Consider the following 16,758-nt stretch of genomic DNA (forward strand, 5'->3'; position numbering starts at 1 on the left):
GAGTGGCGTGTTGACCACGATCCCCGCCCTGCTACGGCAGGCCGCGCAGGACGCCGCGGAGGTCGAGGCCCTCGTAGACGGTGACCTGCGAATGACGTTCGCCGAGCTCGACGCGGCTGTCACCCGGTTCGCCAGGGCCGCGGTCGCGCACGGTCTCGAGCCCGGGGACCGCATCGCCATCTGGGCCCCGAACAGCGCCGACTGGGTCATCAGCGCCCTCGGTGTGCTGGCCGCCGGGGGCGTGCTCTGCCCCGTCAACACCCGCTTCCGCGGCGACGAGGTGCGGCACGCCATCGCCAAGGTCCGGGCCACGATGGTCATCCTCGACGACACCTTCCTGGGCGCCGACTACCTGGCCACGCTGCGCGGCGACGGGCCACCACCGGCCGTCGGGCACCCCGTGCCGTTGCTGCCCTCGGTGCGCACCGTCATCGACCTGTCCGCCGCCGCCGGCCGCAAGCAGGCCGGTGACGACGTGTGGCCCCTGGCCGACTTCACCGCGCTGGCCGACCAGGTCGACCCCGGCGTCATCGACGGACGGATCGCCGCCATCGACCCCGAGGGCATGGCCGACATCCTGTTCACCTCGGGCACCACCGGCTACCCCAAGGGTGCGATGGTCTCGCACGCCTCGAACCTGCGCGTCGACCTGCAGTGGGCCCGGCTGGTCGGGCTGCGGCGCGGCGACCGCTATCTCATGGTCAACCCGTTCTTCCACAGCTTCGGATACCGGGCCGGCATCCTCGCCTGCCTGCTCATGCGCGCGACGATCATCCCGGTTGCCGTGTTCGACGTCGAGACCGTGCTGCGCCTCATCGAGCAGGAACGCGTCACCGTCTTCCCCGGCGCGCCCACCATCTACACCACCCTGCTCGAGCACCCCGACTTCGGCGCCTACGACACCAGCTCGGTGCGGCTGGCCGTCACCGGGGCCACGGTCGTGCCGGTGCCGCTGCTGCACCGGATGCGCGAGGAGCTCGGCTTCCGCGACGTCATCACCGCCTATGGCCTGACCGAGACGTGCGGCACCGCGACCGTGTGCCCGCCCGACGCCGACCTCGAGCGGATCTCGACCAGCTGCGGACAGGCGATCCCGGGCACCGAGCTGCGGATCGCCGGTGCCGACGGACAGCCGCTGCCGGCCGGTGCGGCCGGCGAGGTCCTCGTGCGTGGCTACAACGTGATGCTGGGTTACTTCGAGGACCCGGTCGCCACCGCGGAGGTCATCGACGAGGACGGCTGGCTGCACACCGGTGACGTCGGCTGGGTCGACGAGGACGGCTACCTGCGCATCACCGACCGGATCAAGGACGTCTACATGAACGGGGGCTTCAACGTCTACCCCGCCGAGGTCGAGCGCGTGCTGCGCGAGCACCCCGCGGTTTTCGACGTCGCCGTCGTCGGGGTCCCCGACGCGCGGATGGGCGAGGTCGGCAGCGCCTTCGTGCAGACCGTGACCGACTGGAGCGGGGACGAGTCGGTGCTCGTCGACGAGCTCGGGCAGTGGTGCCGGGACCGGCTGGCCAACTTCAAGCGCCCCCGCAGCTTCAGCATCGTCCCGGCCCTGCCGCGAACCTCGAGCGGGAAGATCCAGAAGTTCAAGCTCATCGGGTGAGCCCAGTGCCCACCCGGGACAGGCGCCCGGTCACGAACGTGACCGGGCGAGGGTCAGCGCCGGCGCAGCGTTGCCGCGAGGGTCGCGGCCCGGCCGGCGAGGGTGGCCGCCTGCTCGGCGAACGATGCCGCGGTGCGGTCACCACCGCTCATCACGCCGTGCGCGACCCTGGTGTGCACGCCCTCGACGATGCACGCGGTCTTCCACCAGTTGTAGGCGACGAAGTAGTCGATGCGGGCCAGGTCGGTGCCGGTGGCGAGGCAGTACCGGGCGAGCAGCTCGTCCCGGGTCGAGAAGCCGGGCAGGACCGTGGCCGGGTCGTGCAGCGTACGGGCCGCGTCGTCGGCCTGCGCCCAGTAGACGAGCAGCTGGCCGACGTCGGCCAAGGGGTCCCCGACCGTGGTCAGCTCCCAGTCGAGCACGCCCTGCACCCGCCACCGATGGTCGAGCATGCAGTTGTCGAGGCGGAAGTCCCCGTGCACGATCCCCGAGCGGGACTGCTCGGGAGCCGTGGCCACGAGGTGCTCGTGCGCGGTCTGCAGATCGGGCAGGTCGCGGATCTTGGTCCGGCGCCAGTTCTCGTGCCAGCGCCCGAGCTGGCGGGTGATGTAGTCACGGCGATGGGCCAGCCCCCCGAGCCCGATGACCTCCGGCGCGAGCCCGTGCAGGGCCACGAGGGCATCGACGAGCGTCGGGCCGATGAGCGCGCGGTCGGCCTCGGTGGTGTGCCGCTCGACGTCGGCGGGGCTGCGCAGGATCGTGCCGTCGAGGTGCTCGAGCACAACGAGAGGGGCGCCGGCCACCTCGCCCGTCTCCTCGACGGCGAGCACCCGTGGCACCGGGAGGTGGCCGTGCAGGCCCCGCAGGATCCGCGCCTCGCGCAGCACGTCGTGCGCGGTGGCGGGGTGGTCCCCGAGCGGTGGGCGGCGCAGCACGACGACGTGGCCGGCCGCGTCGGTGGTCCGGTAGGTGAGGTTGGAGCGTCCCCCGGCGATGAGCTCGTGTCGCAGGTTCCCTTGCAGCTCGGGCACGGCGCGGCCGAGCCAGGCGTCGACCCCCGCCGGGAGTCCGGCGTGTCGGGTGGTGCCGGTCGGGGGCGGATCTGTCTGCGCCTGGCCTGCTGCTGTCATGGGACGCCTCCTCACTGTCGACGAGCGTAGCAAGCGCTTGGTAGGTTGTGGGCCGACGCAGTGCCGGCTCCTCGACGGAGCCGGTAAGACGCTCACCCCACCCGGTGCTCGGCGACCGACACCCCGAACCGGCAGGAGCCCGATGTCCACCACGATCAACCCGACCTGTGTCAGCGGCATGGCCGCGATGTCCTGGGCACTGCCTGCGGAGATCGCGATGTACCGGCGCACCGGCACCGACCTCGTCGGCCTGCAGTGCGGCAAGGTCGCCGCCTTCGGCGTGCCGGCCCTCGGGGACCTGCTCGCCGAGCACGGCGTACGGCTCGGCTACCTCGTGCACGGCTTCACCGCCCACCCGGACGACGAGCCGGGCTGGGCGCGGCAGGTCGCGGCGCTGCAGGCCGGCGTCGTCAACGCCCGTACGCTCGGGGCCGACCTCGTCTACCTCACGTCGGGCCCGTCGGCGCACCTGACCTGGGAGGAGGCGGCCGACCGGTTCGCCGAGCGGATCGCCCCGGTCGTGGCCACCGCCCGCGAGCACGCAGTGCGCCTCGGCGTGGAGAACACCCTGCCGGTCAGGTGTGACCTCAGCTTCACCCACACCGCGCGGGACGCCTTCGCCCTGGCCGACCTCTGCGGCATCGGCGTCTGCCTCGACCTCTACTGCTGCTGGCAGGAGCGGGGCCTGACCGACCTGGTCCGCGAGCGGGTCGCGCAGATCGAGCTCCTGCAGGTGTCCGACTTCCGGGTCGGCACCTCGACCTTCCCGAACCGGTGGGTGCCCGGGGACGCCGACCTGCCGATGGCGAACCTGCTGGGGACCGTCCTGCGGGCCGGCTACCCCGGCATCGTCGACGTCGAGCTGCTCGGCCCGGCCATCGAGGCCGAGGGCGCCGAGTCGGCGGTGACCCGCTCGATCGCGTGGATGCGCGAGCAGATCGCGGCGGCGCGTCCCTGAGTGTTCGGGGCACGTCCGCCCACCGCGGTGGGCGGGGGTTCAGGGCACGTCCGCCCACCGCGGTGGGCGCTTGGCGACGAACGCGGCCGCGCCTTCGGCGGCATCCGGGCCGGCGAGCAGTTCGAGGGTCGCGATCCGGTTGGCCGCGGCGAGGTCGCGTTCGCGGGTGTCCAGGCTCAGGTGCATGAGCCGCTTGGTTGCCAGCACCGCCGCTGGGGAGTGGGTCGCGATCCGGGCGCCGAGCGTGAGCGCGCGCGGGAGGACCTCGCCGGCCGGGACCACGACGTTGACCAGGCCGAGTTCGTAGGCCCGGGCCGCCGGGAGCGGCTCGGCCGTCAGCCCGACCTCGAGGGCGACGGCGAGCGGCAGGCGACGCGGCAGGTCGGTGCCGCCCTCGGAGGCGGCGATGCCGCGCCCCACCTCGGGCAGTGCGAAGTAGGCGTGCTCGGCCGCGACGATGAGGTCGCAGGCCAGGGCGAGTTCGAAGCCACCGCCGACGGCGGGCCCGTTCACCGCGGCGATGACCGGTTTGCGGTAGCCGCCGCGCAGCAGCGTCAGCGGGGAGCGGGCCACGTCGACCAGGCGCCCCTCGGCCGCGGCGCGCAGGTCCATCCCGGCGCTGAAGGACAGCTCGCCGGTGCCGGTCAGCACGACCGTGCGCACGCCCGGGTCCGCGTCGTACCCGAGCAGGGCGTCGGTCATCGCCAGGAGGGTTTCGGGGTCAAGGGCGTTGCGCACCCGCGGCCGATTGATCCTGATGACCCCCACCGCGTCGACGCGCTCGCACACGACTGTGTCCATCGTTGCATCCTCCTTCGTTTCAGGGCCTTGACCCTTTCCCGGGGGCTGTTAACCTACCAATCAAGCGCTTGCTTCGTCGTGCCGACCGCGAATGTCCGGCACGTGACTCGCCTCTCGCACCGCTCGCCACCGCGCTGGAGCAGTGCCCCGACAGACGGAACGACGAGGGACATATGGCCGACAAGACTCTGACAACCCGCGATGTCGTGTCGCGGCTCGAATCCGGGATGACCGTCGGCATCGGGGGGTGGGGCTCACGGCGCAAGCCCATGGCCCTCGTACGCGAGATCCTGCGCTCCGACCTCAAGGACCTGACCGTCGTCAGCTACGGCGGGCCGGACGTCGGCCTGCTCTGCGCCGCGGGCAAGGTCAAGAAGGTCGTCTTCGGCTTCGTCTCGCTCGACAGCATCGCCCTCGACCCGCACTTCCGCGCCGCGCGGCAGAAGGGCGCCGTCGAGGTCGCCGAGTACGACGAGGGCATGCTCCAGTGGGGGCTGTACGCCGCCGGTATCCGCCTGCCCTTCCTGCCGACCCGCGCCGGGCTCGGGTCGGACGTGATGAAGCACAACCCGACCCTCAAGCTCGTCCAGGACCCGTACGGCACCGAGCAGCTCGTGGCCATGCCGTCGCTGCGCCTCGACGTGGCGCTCGTCCACATGAACCGCGCCGACGCCCAGGGCAACGGCCAGTTCCTCGGGCCCGACCCGTACTTCGACGACCTCTACTGCCTCGCCGCCGAACAGGCCTTCATGTCCTGCGAGCGGATCGTGCCCACGGCCGAGCTCAGCGCCACCGTGCACCCGGCGACCATCAAGATCAATCGTCAGCTCGTCACCGGCGTCGTCGAGACCCCGAACGGCGCGCACTTCACCTCCTGCGCCCCCGACTACGAGCGCGACGAGGCCTTCCAGCGTGAGTACGTCAAGGCCGCCGGCGACGGGCAGGCCTGGGCCGCCTTCGAGAAGCGGTACCTGTCCGGTACCGAGGATGACTACCAGGCGGCCGTCGCCGCCCGAGCCGAGGAGGCTGCATGAGCAGCACCGTGACCGAGTCCGCAGACCAGCCCTCGAGCAGCGCCACCGCCGCCGGCGCGCCGGTGACTCGCGCCGAGTACTGCGCGGTCGCCGTGGCGGAGGCGTTCGCCGGCGACGGCGAGTTCATCGCCAGCGCCTTCGGCACGATCCCGGCCATCGGCGTCCGCCTCGCCCGGCTCACCGTCGCCCCCGACCTGCTGCTCACCGACGGTGAGGCCCGCTTCGTCTCCGGCAGCTGGCAGATCGGCGCGGACCCGCACACCACCGAGGGCGTCGTCGTCGAGGGCTGGAGCCCGTTCCGCACGATCTTCGACCTCGTCTGGCACGGCAAGCGGCATGTGATGATGATCCCGAGCCAGATCGACGGGCACGGCAACACCAACATCTCGGCCATCGGCGACTACGCCAAACCCAAGGCCCAGCTGATCGGCGTGCGCGGCGCCCCTGGCAACAGCGTCTACCACCCAACCAGCTACTGGGTGCCCAACCACTCCACGCGCGTCTTCGTCCCGACCGTCGACATGGTCTCCGGCGTCGGCACCGACAGCGCCCGCGCCGCCGGCCCGGCCGCGAGCGCGTACCACGACCTGCGCCGGGTCGTCACCAACCTCGCGGTCCTCGACTTCGGCGGCCCTGACGGTGCGATGCGCCTGCTCAGCCTGCACCCCGGCGTCACGCTCGAGGAGTTCCGGGCGGCGACCGGCTGTGACGTGCACGTCGAGGACGAGGTCCCGGCCACCCGCGAGCCGAGCGCCGAGGAGCTGCGCCTCATCCGCGAGGTCATCGACCCCCGCTCGCTGCGCGACCGCGAGATCCCCGCATGAGCGGCCCGCAGCGCAGCGGAGGGCTGCGAGTCATGGGCTCAGGGTGGGGCTCAGGCCGGCGCCGGAGCGCAGCGGAGGTGGCGGCGTGAGCGGCCCGGAGCGAAGCGGAGGGTTGCGAATCATGGGCTCAGGGTGGGGCTCAGGCCGGCGCCGGAGCGCAGCGGAGGTGGCGGCGTGAGCGGCCCGCAGCGAAGCGGAGGGTTGCGAGTCATGGGCTCAGGGTGGGGCTCAGGCCGGCGCCGGAGCGCAGCGGAGGTGGCGGCGTGAGCCAGGGACCGCATCCGGCGCTGCGCACCCGGGCAACCGACCTGTTCGGGGTGCGGTATCCGATCGTCCAGACCGGCATGGGCTACGTCTCCGACGTGCGCCTGACCACCGCGACCGCCAACGCCGGCGGGCTGGGCATCCTCGCGGCCGGTCTGCTGTCCTACGACGAGCTCGTCGTGGCCGTCGAGCAGATCCAGGCCGGCACGGACGCGCCGTTCGGCGTCAACATCCGCGCCGACCAGCCCGACGTCGTCAAGCGCATCGACCTGCTCATCTCGGCCGGCGTCAAGGTCGCCTCGTTCGCGCTCGCCCCCAAGCAGGAGCTCATCGCCAAGTGCAAGGACGCCGGCCTCGTCGTCGTCCCGTCGATCGGCGCGCGCCGCCACGCCGAGAAGGTTGCCGCGTGGGGCGCCGACGCCGTCATCGTGCAGGGCGGTGAGGGGGGTGGCCACACCGGCGGCGTGCCCACCAGCCTGCTGCTGCCCCAGGTCGTCGACGCCGTCGGCATCCCGGTCATCGGCGCCGGTGGCTTCTTCGACGGCCGCGGCCTCGTCGCCGCGCTCGCGTACGGTGCCGAGGGCATCGCCATGGGCACCCGCTTCCTGCTCACCAGCGACTCGCCGGTCCAGCCGTCGGTCAAGGACGTCTACCTGTCCAAGACGGTCAATGACACCGTCCTGACCCTCCAGGTCGACGGCGTGCCGCAGCGCGTGCTGCGCGCCGGCACGATCGAGGCGCTGGAGCGCACCTCCGCCCCCGGCCGGCTGCTGCGGGCCGTGCGCAACGCCTTCGCCTTCCAGAAGCTGTCCGGCGCGCCGTGGGGCGACATGGTCCGGGAGGGTCTGGCCATGCGCAAGGCCCACGACCTGACGTGGAGCCAGGTCGTCATGGCGGCCAACGCTCCGATGCTCTACCGGTCGGCCCTGCTCGAGGGCAGGACCGACGTCGGTGTCATGGCCACCGGCCAGGTCGTCGGGCTCATCGACGACGTCCCGAGCGTCGCGGAACTCATCGACCGCATCATCGGCGAGGCCACCCAGATCCTTGACCGGCTCGGCGCGCCCGCGCCGGTCGCGCCGATCCCGGCCGCACACGAGGAGGACTAGTCATGGAAGCACTGCAGGGACGGGTCGTCGTCATCACCGGCGCCGGCCGGGGCCTCGGCCGTGAGCACGCGCTGCTCGCCGCCGCCGAGGGCGCCTCGGTCGTCGTCGCCGACACCGGCGCCGCCGCCGACGGCACCGGCAGCGACCCCTCGGTCGTCGAGGCCGTCGCCGCCGAGATCACGTCCGCCGGCGGGCAGGCCCTGGCCAGCACCGCGGACGTCTCCACCACCGAGGGCGCCCGCGAGCTGCTCGCGCTCGCCCGCGACACCTACGGGCGCGTCGACGGCCTCGTCAACAACGCTGGCATCCTGCGGGACCGGATGTTCGTCAACATGAGCGAGGACGACTGGGACGCCGTGATCCGTGGCCAGCTGCGCTCGACGTTCGCGCCGTGCCGGGTGTTCGCCGACCACTGGCGCACCGAGTCCAAGGCCGGCAACCAGCCGGTCGCCTCGATCGTCAACGTCTCCTCGACCTCAGGACTCATCGGCGCCGTCGGGCAGACGAACTACGGCGCGGGCAAGGCCGCCATCGCCGCCCTCACCGTCATCCTCGCCCAGGAGATCGGCCGCTACGGCGTCCGCGTCAACGCGATCGTCCCGGTCGCGCGCACCAGGATGACCCAGGACCTGCCCGGCATCGGGGAAATGGTCGCGGCCCCGGCCGACCCCGCCGCGTTCGACGTCTACCACCCGGGCAACGTCTCCCCGCTCGTCGCCTGGCTGCTCACCGCCGCCGCGCCGGTGACCGGCGAGGTGTACTACGCCAAGGGCGGCGAGATCCGTCGCTTCGCGCCGTGGAGCTACGACTGGACCGTCGACAAGGGCGCCCGCTGGAGCGTCGAGGAGATCGCGAAGGAGATGGCCACCCGTGACTGACACCGGTCACCCCACCGCCGACTGGGCCGGCCCCGCGCACGGGCTGCTCTCCGGGCGCTCGGTGCTCGTCACCGCCGCGGCCGGCACCGGCATCGGCTTCTCGACGGCCCGCCGCGCCGCCGAGGAGGGCGCGCGGGTCGCCATCAGCGACCGTCACGAGCGCCGCCTCGCCGAGTCGGCCGACGAGCTCGAGCGTCTCACCGGGAGCCGGCCGCTCGCGGTGCCCTGCGACGTCACCGTCCAGGCCCAGCTCGACCACCTCATGGACACCGTCGCCGCCGCGTTCGGCGGCATCGACGTGCTGGTCAACAACGCCGGCCTCGGCGGCACCGCGGCAGTGCAGGACATGACCGACGAGCAGTGGGACTCCGTGCTGTCGGTGACCCTGACCTCGACGTTCAAGGCGACCCGGTCGGTGCTGCGGCACATGATCCCGGCGGGTAAGGGGGTCATCGTCAACAACGCGTCCGTCATCGGCTGGCGCGCGCAGAAGGGGCAGGCGCACTACGCCGCGGCGAAGGCCGGCGTCATGGCGCTGACCCGGTGCTCGGCCCTCGACGTCGCCGAGCACGGCATCCGGGTCAACGCGGTGTCCCCGAGCATCGCGATGCACGCCCACCTGGCCAAGGTGACCAGTGACGAGCTGCTCGCCCAGCTCTCGGCCCAGGAGGCCTTCGGCCGGGCGGCGACGCCGTGGGAGATCGCCAACGTCATCGTCTTCCTCGCCAGTGACTACTCGTCGTACATGACCGGCGAGGTCGTGTCCGTCTCCAGCCAGCACCCGTGACGACCTGGCGCGCGCCGGCGGCACCGCCGGCGCGTACCTGACCAACGAAAGGAGCTCGCATGGCCAACCCCGACGCGCAGGGCATCACCGGCGCCCCCTTCCGGCTCGACGTCGAGCGCGGCAAGATCCGCGAGTTCGCGCTCGCCACCGGTGCGGCCGACGCGGCCTACCTGCAGGAGGAGCACCCGGTCGTGCAGCCGACGTTCCTCACGACGACCTTCTTCTGGCAGGACGAGGACGCCAACCCGTGGTCCGCGGTCGAGCTCGACCAGCAGCGCGGCCTGCACGCCGAGCAGCAGTACACCTTCTTCGGCGAGCCGCCCCGCGCCGGGACCAGGCTCACCTGCCAGTCGCGCATCGGCGAGATCTACACCAAGGTGGGTCGCCGCGGCGGTGAGATGACCTTCGCCGTGATGTACACCGACTTCCGCGACGAGACCGGGCGTCTCGTCGCCCAGGCCAAGCTCACCGGTGTCGAGACGGCTCGCCCGCCGGACACCGGGGGCACGACGCAGGACGGAGCCTCCACGTGAGCGACACGACCTCCACCGCCCGGCCCGGCCCGACCGAGGCCGGCCTGCCGGTCCCGGCGACCCCGCCGGCGCGCACCTACGGCCCGGTGACCCGCACCGACTTCGTCCGCTACCAGGGCGCCTCGGGTGACATGAACCCGATCCACCACGACGAGGTCTTCGCCAGGGCCGCCGGGTTCCCGAGCCCCTTCTCGGTGGGCATGTGGCAGGCAAGCCTGCTCGGCACCTTCGCCACCGACTGGCTCGGCGGCCCCAACGTGCGTGACTTCCGCATCCGGTTCCTGGCCCAGGTGTGGCCGGGGGACACCCTCACGCTCGAGGGTGCCCCACTGCGCACCTATGTGCTCGAGGGCGAGGACGGTCCTGAGGGCCGTGTCGACGTCGAGCTGACCTGCCGGCGCCAGACCGGCGACACGGCCGTCACCGTATGGGCGACGTTCGTGCTGCCGTAGGCACTGACGCCAGCCTTCGCGGGCGCGACACCCGAGACCGGCGAGCCGCCGGGACTACCGAGGAGCAGGGATGACCCCCACGACCCACCCGTCCGTGACGACGACCATCCACCCCGACGGCATCGCCGAGATCGTCGTGGACAACCCACCGGTGAACGCGCTGCCAGTGGCCGGCTGGTTCGCGCTCGCCGCCGCCCTCGACGCCGCCGGCGCCGACGAGTCGGTGCGGGTCGTCGTGCTGCGCGCCGAGGGCCGCGGCTTCAACGCCGGCGTCGACATCAAGGAGATGCAGCACACCGACGGCTTCACCGCGCTGGTCGGCGCCAACCGCGGCTGTTACGCCGCGTTCAAGGCCGTCTACGAGTGCCCCGTCCCGGTCGTCACCGCCGTCAACGGCTACTGCCTCGGGGGTGGCATCGGGCTGGCCGGCAACTCCGATGTCATCGTCGCCTCCGACGACGCCACCTTCGGCCTGCCCGAGGTCGACCGCGGCGCCCTCGGTGCCGCGACCCACCTGTCCCGGATGGTGCCCCAGCACCGGATGCGCGCCATGGTCTACACCTCGGCCACGGCCACCGCCCAGGAGCTGCACGCGTACGGCTCGGTCCACAGCGTGGTCCCCCGCGAGCAGTTGCGCGAGGCGGCGTTTGCCGTCGCGACCCAGATCGCGGCGAAGAACCCCACCGTCATCCGGGCCGCGAAGGCCTCGCTCAACGGCATCGACCTGTGGGACGTCAACCGCAGCTACCGCTTCGAGCAGGGCTTCACCTTCGAGCTCAACCTCACCGGTGTCGCCGACCGGATCCGCGACGAGTTCGCCGGTACCGACAAGGCGGCGCGCTCGGCCGGGCGGGGCTGAGCCGTGCGTTCGATGGTGGTCCGTGAGTTCGGGGGTCCCGAGGTGCTCACGGTGACGGACGGGCCGCAGCCGCAGCCCGGTCCCGGGCAGGTGCTCGTCGACGTCGCCGGCGCCGGGGTGAACTTTCCCGACGGCCTCATTGTCGCCGGCACCTACCAGACCAGGCCGGAGCTGCCGTTCGTGCCCGGCAGCGAGGTGGCCGGCACGGTCGCGGCACTCGGCGACGGGGTGACTGGCCCGCCCGTCGGCACCCCGGTCGCGGGCTTCTGCGGCATCGGCGGCTACGCCGCGCAGACGCTCGTCGACGCCCGCATGGTCCACCGGTTGCCCGAGGGCGTCGACCTCGTCGAGGCCAGCACGATCCCCGTCGTCTACGGCACCTCGTACCACGGGCTCGTCGACCGGGCCGGCCTCGCAACCGGCGAGACACTGCTCGTGCTCGGCGCCTCCGGCGGCGTCGGCCTCACCGCCGTGCAGATCGGTAAGGCCCTCGGCGCGACCGTGATCGCGGCCGCCTCGAGCGAGGACAAGCGCGAGCTGTGCCTGGCGCACGGGGCCGACCACGCCATCGGCTACGACGACATGACGGCGACGGTGCGCGAGCTGACCGGCGGCGCCGACGTCGTCTACGACCCCGTCGGCGGCGACGCCGCCACTGCGGCGCTGCGCACCCTCTCGTGGGCCGGGAGGTTCCTCACTGTCGGCTACGCGGCGGGCGAGATCCCGCAGGTCAAGCTCAACCGGCTGTTGCTCACCGAGGGCGCGGTGCTGGGAGTCCTCTGGGGCGCCTGGGCCAAGCGCAACCCGGAGGCGAACGCCGCCAACATGACGACGCTGCTCGAGTGGGTCGCCGCCGGCCGGCTGAGGCCCCACGTCAGCGAAGTCTTCCCGCTCGAGGAGGCCGCCCGCGCGCTCACCACGGTGATGAACCGTGGCGCCCGCGGCAAGATCGCCCTCCGCGTGAACGCAGGCAAGGAGTAACGGTGGCTGACGCGACCGACCTGACCCAGATGGACCTCGGTCCCGGCCCACGCGCGAGCGAGCTGCTCGCGACGTTGCGCACGTTCATGGCCGAGCATGTCTACCCGGCCGAGAAGGTGTACGCCGCCGAGCTCGGTGCCGCGGCCCGCGCGAACGGGGGCGTGTCCCACGTCCTGCCGCCGGTGGTCGAGGCGCTCAAGAACACGGCGCGCGAGCTGGGTCTGTGGAACCTCTTCCTGCCTGATCTGTCGGGCCTCACGAACGTCGAGTACGCGTACCTCGCCGAGGAGACCGGACGCTCGCCCTACCTCGCCCCCGAGGCGCTCAACTGTGCCGCGCCGGACACGGGCAACATGGAGCTGCTGCACCTGTTCGGCACGCCCGAGCAGCGGCAGCGGTGGCTCACACCGCTGCTCGAGGGCACGATGCGCTCCGGCTTCTCGATGACCGAGCCGGACGTGGCCTCCTCCGACGCACGTAACATCGCCACCTCGATCGTGCGCGACGGAGACGAGTACGTCATCAACGGACGCAAGTGGTGGACGACCGGCGCGGCGGACCCGCGCTGCGACATCCTCGTGCTGATGGGCAAGACGGACCCGGAAGCCGCCGTCTACCGGCAGCAGTCCATGATTCTCGTGCCGGTCGCCACCCCCGGGGTGACGATCGTGCGCTCGCTGCCGATCTTCGGCTACCACGATCAGCACGGCCACTGCGAGATCCGGTTCGACGACGTGCGGGTGCCGGTGACGAACCTGCTCGGCGCCGAGGGCGACGGTTTCGCGATCGCCCAGGCCCGCCTCGGCCCGGGCCGCATCCACCACGCGATGCGCTGCCTCGGCATGGCCGAGCGGGGCCTCGAGCTCATGGTGCGCCGGACGATGGCCCGCGAGGCGTTCGGCGGCCCGCTCTCCGAGCAGGGCGTGATCCGCAACTGGATCGCCGAGTCCCGCATCGAGATCGAGCAGGCCCGCCTGCTCGTACTGAAGTCGGCGTGGCTCATCGACCGGGTCGGGGTCCAGGGTGCCGCGACCGAGATCGCCGCGATCAAGGTCGTCGCGCCGCGGGTCGCCCGCAACGTGCTGGACCGTTCGATCCAGGCACACGGCGGCGGCGGGGTCACCGACGACTTCCCGATCGCCCGGATGTGGGCCAGCGCCCGGATCCTCGGCATCGCCGACGGCCCGGACGAGGTGCACCTGCGCACGGTGGCCCGCACGCAACTGCGCCGCTACCGTGACACCGCGCCGGCGGGCGCGGCCGGGACAGGGCCGGGCTGAGGCGAACCTGACCTGCGGAAATGCGGTTCAGGAACCGCCGGGCACCGGCCGCGTGGACCGGTGTCCGGCGGGGGCGATCAGGCGCTGCGGGTGAGCTCCAGGACGGGGATGGTGCGGATCCCGGCGGTCTTCTCCGCGTACTCGGCGAAGCCCGGGTACCGGCGGGCCTGCTCCGCGTACCGCTCGTCGCGTTCGGCGCCGGTGACGTCCCGGACCGTCACCGCGTAGGTCTCGGTGCCCCGCTCGACGGTGGCGGTGCCGGCGGCGGTCAGGTTGTAGTACCAGTCGGGGTTCTCCGGCGCGCCGCCCTTGGACGCGAACACGTAGACGACGTCGTCGTTCGTCTCGTGCGGCAGGTACATCATCGGCGCGATGCTCTCGCGGCCGCTCTTGCGGCCACGGTGCCGGACCAGCACCAGCGGCGCCCCCTCGAAGGGGCCGCCGACCTTGCCCTCGTTCGCCCGGAACTCCTCGATGATCTTCTGGTTCCAGTCGCTCACCCATGCACCTCGTTCTTCTCGTAGCGGACCATCTTCCCCGATCATGATTGTCCATACCGGCCGGTTCCACCCGGCGAACGGGACAGGCCGGGCCGCGTGCACGGGCCGGCCGCACAGCGGATACTGCGACGATGGGTCGGACTGTCGTGGTGACCGGGGCGAGCTCCGGGGTGGGGCTGGCGGCGGCGGAGCAGTTCGCCGCGCAGGGCGATCACGTGGTCGTGGTCGGGCGCAGCGAGGAGCGGCTGGACGCGGCGGTCGCGCGGGTGCGGGCGGCCGGGGGCGGACGGGAGCCGGGGAGGTTCCAGGCCGACTTCGAGCGCCTCGCGGACGTGCGGCAGCTCGCCGCGCACCTGCTGGCGGCGTACCCGGCGATCGACGTGCTGGCGAACAACGCCGGTGGCATGGTCGGCGGGTACCGGCGCACGGTGGACGGGTTCGAGGCGACGATCCAGAGCAACCACCTGGCGCCGTTCCTGCTGACGAACCTGCTGCGGGAGCGGCTCGCCGGGGCGCGGCTGGTCGCCACCGCGTCGCGGGTGCACACGCAGGGCCGGCCGGATCCGGCCGACTTCACGGGCGACGCCGGGCGGTTCCGGTGGGGGCGGGCATACGCGGCGGCGAAGTCCGCCAACATCCTGTTCGCCGCGGAGGCGGCGCGCCGCTGGCCGGACGTGACGAGCGTGTCGTTCCACCCCGGCGTGGTGCGGTCCAACTTCGGGGAGGGACCGGTCCGGTTGGTGTACCGGTTCGCGCCGTTCCTGACCACCCCGGAGAAGGCCGGTGCGCTGCTGGTCTGGCTGGCCACCGCGCCGGCCACCGCGCCGGCCACCGCGGCGGCCGGCGGGCTGACCGACGGCGGCTACTACGTCGGGCACCGGCTGACCAGGCCGGCGGCGCACGCCGCCGACCCGGCCGCGGCGGCCGCCCTGTGGGACGCGAGCGCCGCCGCCGTCGGCGTATAACGGTCGCACCGCACCAACCGCACCGCGAGGAGCACCGCATGGATCCCGACGAACTGGCCCGCCGCTGTGCCCGGGCCCTGTGGGACAAGGACGTGGCGAGCCGGGCGATGGGGATGCGGGTGCAGGACGTGGCCGCCGGCCGGGCGACCCTGGCGATGCCGGTGCGCGAGGACATGGCCAACGGCCACGGGCTGTGTCACGGCGGGCACATCGCGACGCTCGCGGACAGTGCGTTCGCCGTCGCGTGCAACACGTACGACGAGGTGACCGTCGCCGCCGGGTTCGACATCACGTTCGTGGCGCCGGCCCGCCCCGGGGACAAGCTGGTCGCCACGGCGACCGAGCGGGTGCGGCACGGGCGCAGCGGCCTGTACGACGTGACGGTGCGGGCCGCTGACGGCACCGTCATCGCCGAGTTCCGCGGCCGCAGCCGCCGCCTCGGCCGGCCCATCCTGACTCCTGCCGAAGGGGAGAGGAACGTATCGTGCGAGATCTGAGCCCCCGCCCCGGTGATCTCGAGCCGATCGAGACCGCGTCCGTCGACGAGCTGCGCGCCCTGCAGCTGCGGCGGCTGCGGTGGACGCTGCGGCACGCGTACGACAACGTACCGCCGTACCGGCGCAAGTTCGACGACGCGGGCGTGCACCCCGACGACTGCCGATCGCTGGAGGACCTGGCGCGGTTCCCGTACACGACGAAACAGGACCTGCGCGACAGCTACCCCTTCGGCATGTTCGCCGTGCCGCGGGAGCGTGTCGCCCGTATCCACGCATCCAGCGGGACCACCGGGCAGCCGACCGTCGTCGGGTACACCCAGGCCGACGTCGACATGTGGTCCGACGTGATGGCCCGGTCGATCCGGGCGGCCGGCGGGCGGCCCGGTGACCGCGTCCACGTCGCCTACGGCTACGGGCTGTTCACCGGCGGCCTCGGCGCGCACTACGGCGCCGAGCGGCTCGGCTGCACCGTCATCCCGGTGTCCGGCGGCATGACCGAGCGGCAGGTGCGGCTGATCGTCGACTTCGAGCCCGACGTCATCATGGTCACCCCGTCGTACATGCTGACGATCCTCGACGAGCTGGACCGGCAGGGCGTCGACCCGCGGCGGCTGAGCCTCAAGGTCGGCATCTTCGGCGCCGAGCCGTGGACCGAGGACATGCGCCGGGAGGTGGAGCAGCGCCTCGACATGCACGCCGTGGACATCTACGGGCTGTCGGAGGTGATCGGGCCTGGCGTCGCGCAGGAGTGCGTGGAGACCAAGGACGGCCTGCACGTCTGGGAGGACCACTTCTACCCGGAGATCGTCGATCCGGTCTTCGACACGGTGCTCGGCGACGGCGAGCGCGGCGAGCTGGTCTTCACGTCGCTGACGAAGGAGGCGCTGCCGATCATCCGGTACCGCACCCGTGACCTGAGCCGGCTGCTGCCCGGCACGGCCCGCACGATGCGCCGGATGGAGAAGGTCACTGGCCGCTCCGACGACATGATGATCCTGCGTGGGGTGAACGTGTTCCCGACGCAGATCGAGGAGCTGATCCTGCGGGTACCGGGTCTCGCGCCGCACTACGTCTGCGTCATCGACCGGCCCGGCCGCCTCGACGAGCTGACCGTGCGCGTGGAGGCCCGCGCCGACCCGGTCGACGAGACCCTCGCCGGGCAGCTCGTCGGGCTGGTGAAGCACAACGTGGGCGTGACGGTGCGGGTGGAGGTGCTGCCGCCGGGCGCCCTGGAGCGTTCGATCGGCAAGGCGAAACGGATCCAGGACAACCGGCCGCGGCCCTGACCGGG

At 72.5% G+C, this 16,758-nt stretch carries 18 protein-coding genes; 15 read left to right on the forward strand and 3 right to left on the reverse strand.

Annotation, left to right across the window (positions count from 1 at the left end):
* Positions 1-7: 7 nt before the first annotated feature.
* Positions 8-1,615 carry a FadD3 family acyl-CoA ligase gene (locus AB0H83_RS35550; protein WP_360102946.1) on the forward strand — a complete coding sequence of 536 codons (1,608 nt, stop codon included), beginning with the start codon at positions 8-10 and terminating at the stop codon, positions 1,613-1,615.
* A gap of 53 nt (positions 1,616-1,668) precedes the next feature.
* Here AB0H83_RS35550 and AB0H83_RS35555 read toward each other — a convergent pair whose 3' ends face one another.
* Positions 1,669-2,745, reverse strand: coding sequence for a phosphotransferase family protein (locus AB0H83_RS35555; protein ID WP_360102859.1), 1,077 nt, complete (start codon positions 2,743-2,745; stop codon positions 1,669-1,671).
* A 142-nt stretch (positions 2,746-2,887) separates the two neighbouring features.
* Between AB0H83_RS35555 and AB0H83_RS35560 the strand changes: the two genes are divergently transcribed.
* Positions 2,888-3,703 carry a sugar phosphate isomerase/epimerase family protein gene (locus AB0H83_RS35560; RefSeq protein ID WP_360102861.1) on the forward strand — a complete coding sequence of 272 codons (816 nt, stop codon included), beginning with the start codon at positions 2,888-2,890 and terminating at the stop codon, positions 3,701-3,703.
* Positions 3,704-3,742: 39 nt separating this feature from the next.
* Here AB0H83_RS35560 and AB0H83_RS35565 read toward each other — a convergent pair whose 3' ends face one another.
* Positions 3,743-4,504 carry an enoyl-CoA hydratase-related protein gene (locus AB0H83_RS35565; RefSeq protein WP_360102863.1) on the reverse strand — a complete coding sequence of 254 codons (762 nt, stop codon included), beginning with the start codon at positions 4,502-4,504 and terminating at the stop codon, positions 3,743-3,745.
* 173 nt (positions 4,505-4,677) lie between these two features.
* Here AB0H83_RS35565 and AB0H83_RS35570 point away from each other — a divergent pair, with 173 nt between their 5' ends.
* From AB0H83_RS35570 to AB0H83_RS35615, 10 genes are all read left to right on the forward strand, one after another.
* Positions 4,678-5,538: a CoA-transferase gene (locus AB0H83_RS35570; protein WP_360102865.1), complete on the forward strand. Its 861-nt coding sequence runs from the start codon at positions 4,678-4,680 to the stop codon at positions 5,536-5,538.
* A complete protein-coding gene (locus AB0H83_RS35575) occupies positions 5,535-6,362 on the forward strand; it encodes a CoA-transferase (RefSeq protein ID WP_360102867.1) in 828 nt (275 codons plus the stop codon). Before AB0H83_RS35570 ends, AB0H83_RS35575 begins: the two co-directional genes overlap by 4 nt.
* Before the next feature lie 263 nt (positions 6,363-6,625).
* A complete protein-coding gene (locus AB0H83_RS35580; RefSeq protein ID WP_360102869.1) occupies positions 6,626-7,735 on the forward strand; it encodes a nitronate monooxygenase in 1,110 nt (369 codons plus the stop codon).
* 2 nt (positions 7,736-7,737) lie between these two features.
* Complete coding sequence (locus tag AB0H83_RS35585; protein ID WP_360102871.1) at positions 7,738-8,613, forward strand: SDR family NAD(P)-dependent oxidoreductase; 876 nt, start codon at positions 7,738-7,740, stop codon at positions 8,611-8,613.
* Positions 8,606-9,400: an SDR family oxidoreductase gene (locus tag AB0H83_RS35590; RefSeq protein ID WP_360102873.1), complete on the forward strand. Its 795-nt coding sequence runs from the start codon at positions 8,606-8,608 to the stop codon at positions 9,398-9,400. The genes AB0H83_RS35585 and AB0H83_RS35590 overlap by 8 nt, the downstream gene beginning before the upstream one ends.
* A gap of 59 nt (positions 9,401-9,459) precedes the next feature.
* The gene (locus AB0H83_RS35595; protein WP_360102875.1) at positions 9,460-9,933 is read left to right on the forward strand and encodes a MaoC family dehydratase N-terminal domain-containing protein; all 474 of its coding nucleotides are present in this window, start codon (positions 9,460-9,462) and stop codon (positions 9,931-9,933) included.
* Positions 9,930-10,385 carry a MaoC/PaaZ C-terminal domain-containing protein gene (locus AB0H83_RS35600; protein WP_360102877.1) on the forward strand — a complete coding sequence of 152 codons (456 nt, stop codon included), beginning with the start codon at positions 9,930-9,932 and terminating at the stop codon, positions 10,383-10,385. Before AB0H83_RS35595 ends, AB0H83_RS35600 begins: the two co-directional genes overlap by 4 nt.
* A gap of 70 nt (positions 10,386-10,455) precedes the next feature.
* Positions 10,456-11,244: an enoyl-CoA hydratase family protein gene (locus tag AB0H83_RS35605; protein ID WP_360102879.1), complete on the forward strand. Its 789-nt coding sequence runs from the start codon at positions 10,456-10,458 to the stop codon at positions 11,242-11,244.
* 51 nt (positions 11,245-11,295) lie between these two features.
* Positions 11,296-12,225 (forward strand): NADPH:quinone oxidoreductase family protein, encoded by a 930-nt coding sequence (locus tag AB0H83_RS35610; RefSeq protein WP_360102881.1) that lies wholly within the window; start codon positions 11,296-11,298, stop codon positions 12,223-12,225.
* Positions 12,226-12,254: 29 nt separating this feature from the next.
* Positions 12,255-13,505 carry an acyl-CoA dehydrogenase family protein gene (locus tag AB0H83_RS35615; RefSeq protein ID WP_360102948.1) on the forward strand — a complete coding sequence of 417 codons (1,251 nt, stop codon included), beginning with the start codon at positions 12,255-12,257 and terminating at the stop codon, positions 13,503-13,505.
* A 77-nt stretch (positions 13,506-13,582) separates the two neighbouring features.
* Here AB0H83_RS35615 and AB0H83_RS35620 read toward each other — a convergent pair whose 3' ends face one another.
* Positions 13,583-14,005, reverse strand: coding sequence for a nitroreductase family deazaflavin-dependent oxidoreductase (locus tag AB0H83_RS35620; RefSeq protein WP_360102883.1), 423 nt, complete (start codon positions 14,003-14,005; stop codon positions 13,583-13,585).
* Between the two features lie 131 nt (positions 14,006-14,136).
* Here AB0H83_RS35620 and AB0H83_RS35625 point away from each other — a divergent pair, with 131 nt between their 5' ends.
* The 3 genes from AB0H83_RS35625 to paaK are packed head-to-tail and all read left to right on the forward strand — an operon-like array spanning position 14,137 to position 16,753.
* Positions 14,137-14,970, forward strand: coding sequence for an SDR family NAD(P)-dependent oxidoreductase (locus AB0H83_RS35625; protein ID WP_360102885.1), 834 nt, complete (start codon positions 14,137-14,139; stop codon positions 14,968-14,970).
* A gap of 38 nt (positions 14,971-15,008) precedes the next feature.
* Positions 15,009-15,467 (forward strand): hydroxyphenylacetyl-CoA thioesterase PaaI, encoded by a 459-nt coding sequence (gene paaI / locus AB0H83_RS35630; RefSeq protein ID WP_360102887.1) that lies wholly within the window; start codon positions 15,009-15,011, stop codon positions 15,465-15,467.
* A complete protein-coding gene (paaK, locus tag AB0H83_RS35635; protein ID WP_360102889.1) occupies positions 15,455-16,753 on the forward strand; it encodes a phenylacetate--CoA ligase PaaK in 1,299 nt (432 codons plus the stop codon). Before paaI ends, paaK begins: the two co-directional genes overlap by 13 nt.
* Positions 16,754-16,758 lie beyond the last annotated feature (5 nt).

This window comes from Dactylosporangium sp. NPDC050688 (assembly GCF_040654515.1).
Taxonomy (GTDB): Bacteria; Actinomycetota; Actinomycetes; order Mycobacteriales; family Micromonosporaceae; genus Dactylosporangium.

Bases quoted from the DNA above. Each gene is read 5' to 3' on its own strand.
- AB0H83_RS35555 (WP_360102859.1), bottom strand. From the start codon at position 2,745: ATGACAGCAGCAGGCCAGGCGCAGACAGATCCGCCCCCGACCGGCACC.
- AB0H83_RS35560 (WP_360102861.1), top strand. From the start codon at position 2,888: ATGTCCACCACGATCAACCCGACCTGTGTCAGCGGCATGGCCGCGATG.
- AB0H83_RS35565 (WP_360102863.1), bottom strand. From the start codon at position 4,504: ATGGACACAGTCGTGTGCGAGCGCGTCGACGCGGTGGGGGTCATCAGG.
- AB0H83_RS35570 (WP_360102865.1), top strand. From the start codon at position 4,678: ATGGCCGACAAGACTCTGACAACCCGCGATGTCGTGTCGCGGCTCGAA.
- AB0H83_RS35575 (WP_360102867.1), top strand. From the start codon at position 5,535: ATGAGCAGCACCGTGACCGAGTCCGCAGACCAGCCCTCGAGCAGCGCC.
- AB0H83_RS35585 (WP_360102871.1), top strand. From the start codon at position 7,738: ATGGAAGCACTGCAGGGACGGGTCGTCGTCATCACCGGCGCCGGCCGG.
- AB0H83_RS35595 (WP_360102875.1), top strand. From the start codon at position 9,460: ATGGCCAACCCCGACGCGCAGGGCATCACCGGCGCCCCCTTCCGGCTC.
- AB0H83_RS35605 (WP_360102879.1), top strand. From the start codon at position 10,456: ATGACCCCCACGACCCACCCGTCCGTGACGACGACCATCCACCCCGAC.
- AB0H83_RS35615 (WP_360102948.1), top strand. From the start codon at position 12,255: ATGGACCTCGGTCCCGGCCCACGCGCGAGCGAGCTGCTCGCGACGTTG.
- AB0H83_RS35625 (WP_360102885.1), top strand. From the start codon at position 14,137: ATGGGTCGGACTGTCGTGGTGACCGGGGCGAGCTCCGGGGTGGGGCTG.
- paaI (WP_360102887.1), top strand. From the start codon at position 15,009: ATGGATCCCGACGAACTGGCCCGCCGCTGTGCCCGGGCCCTGTGGGAC.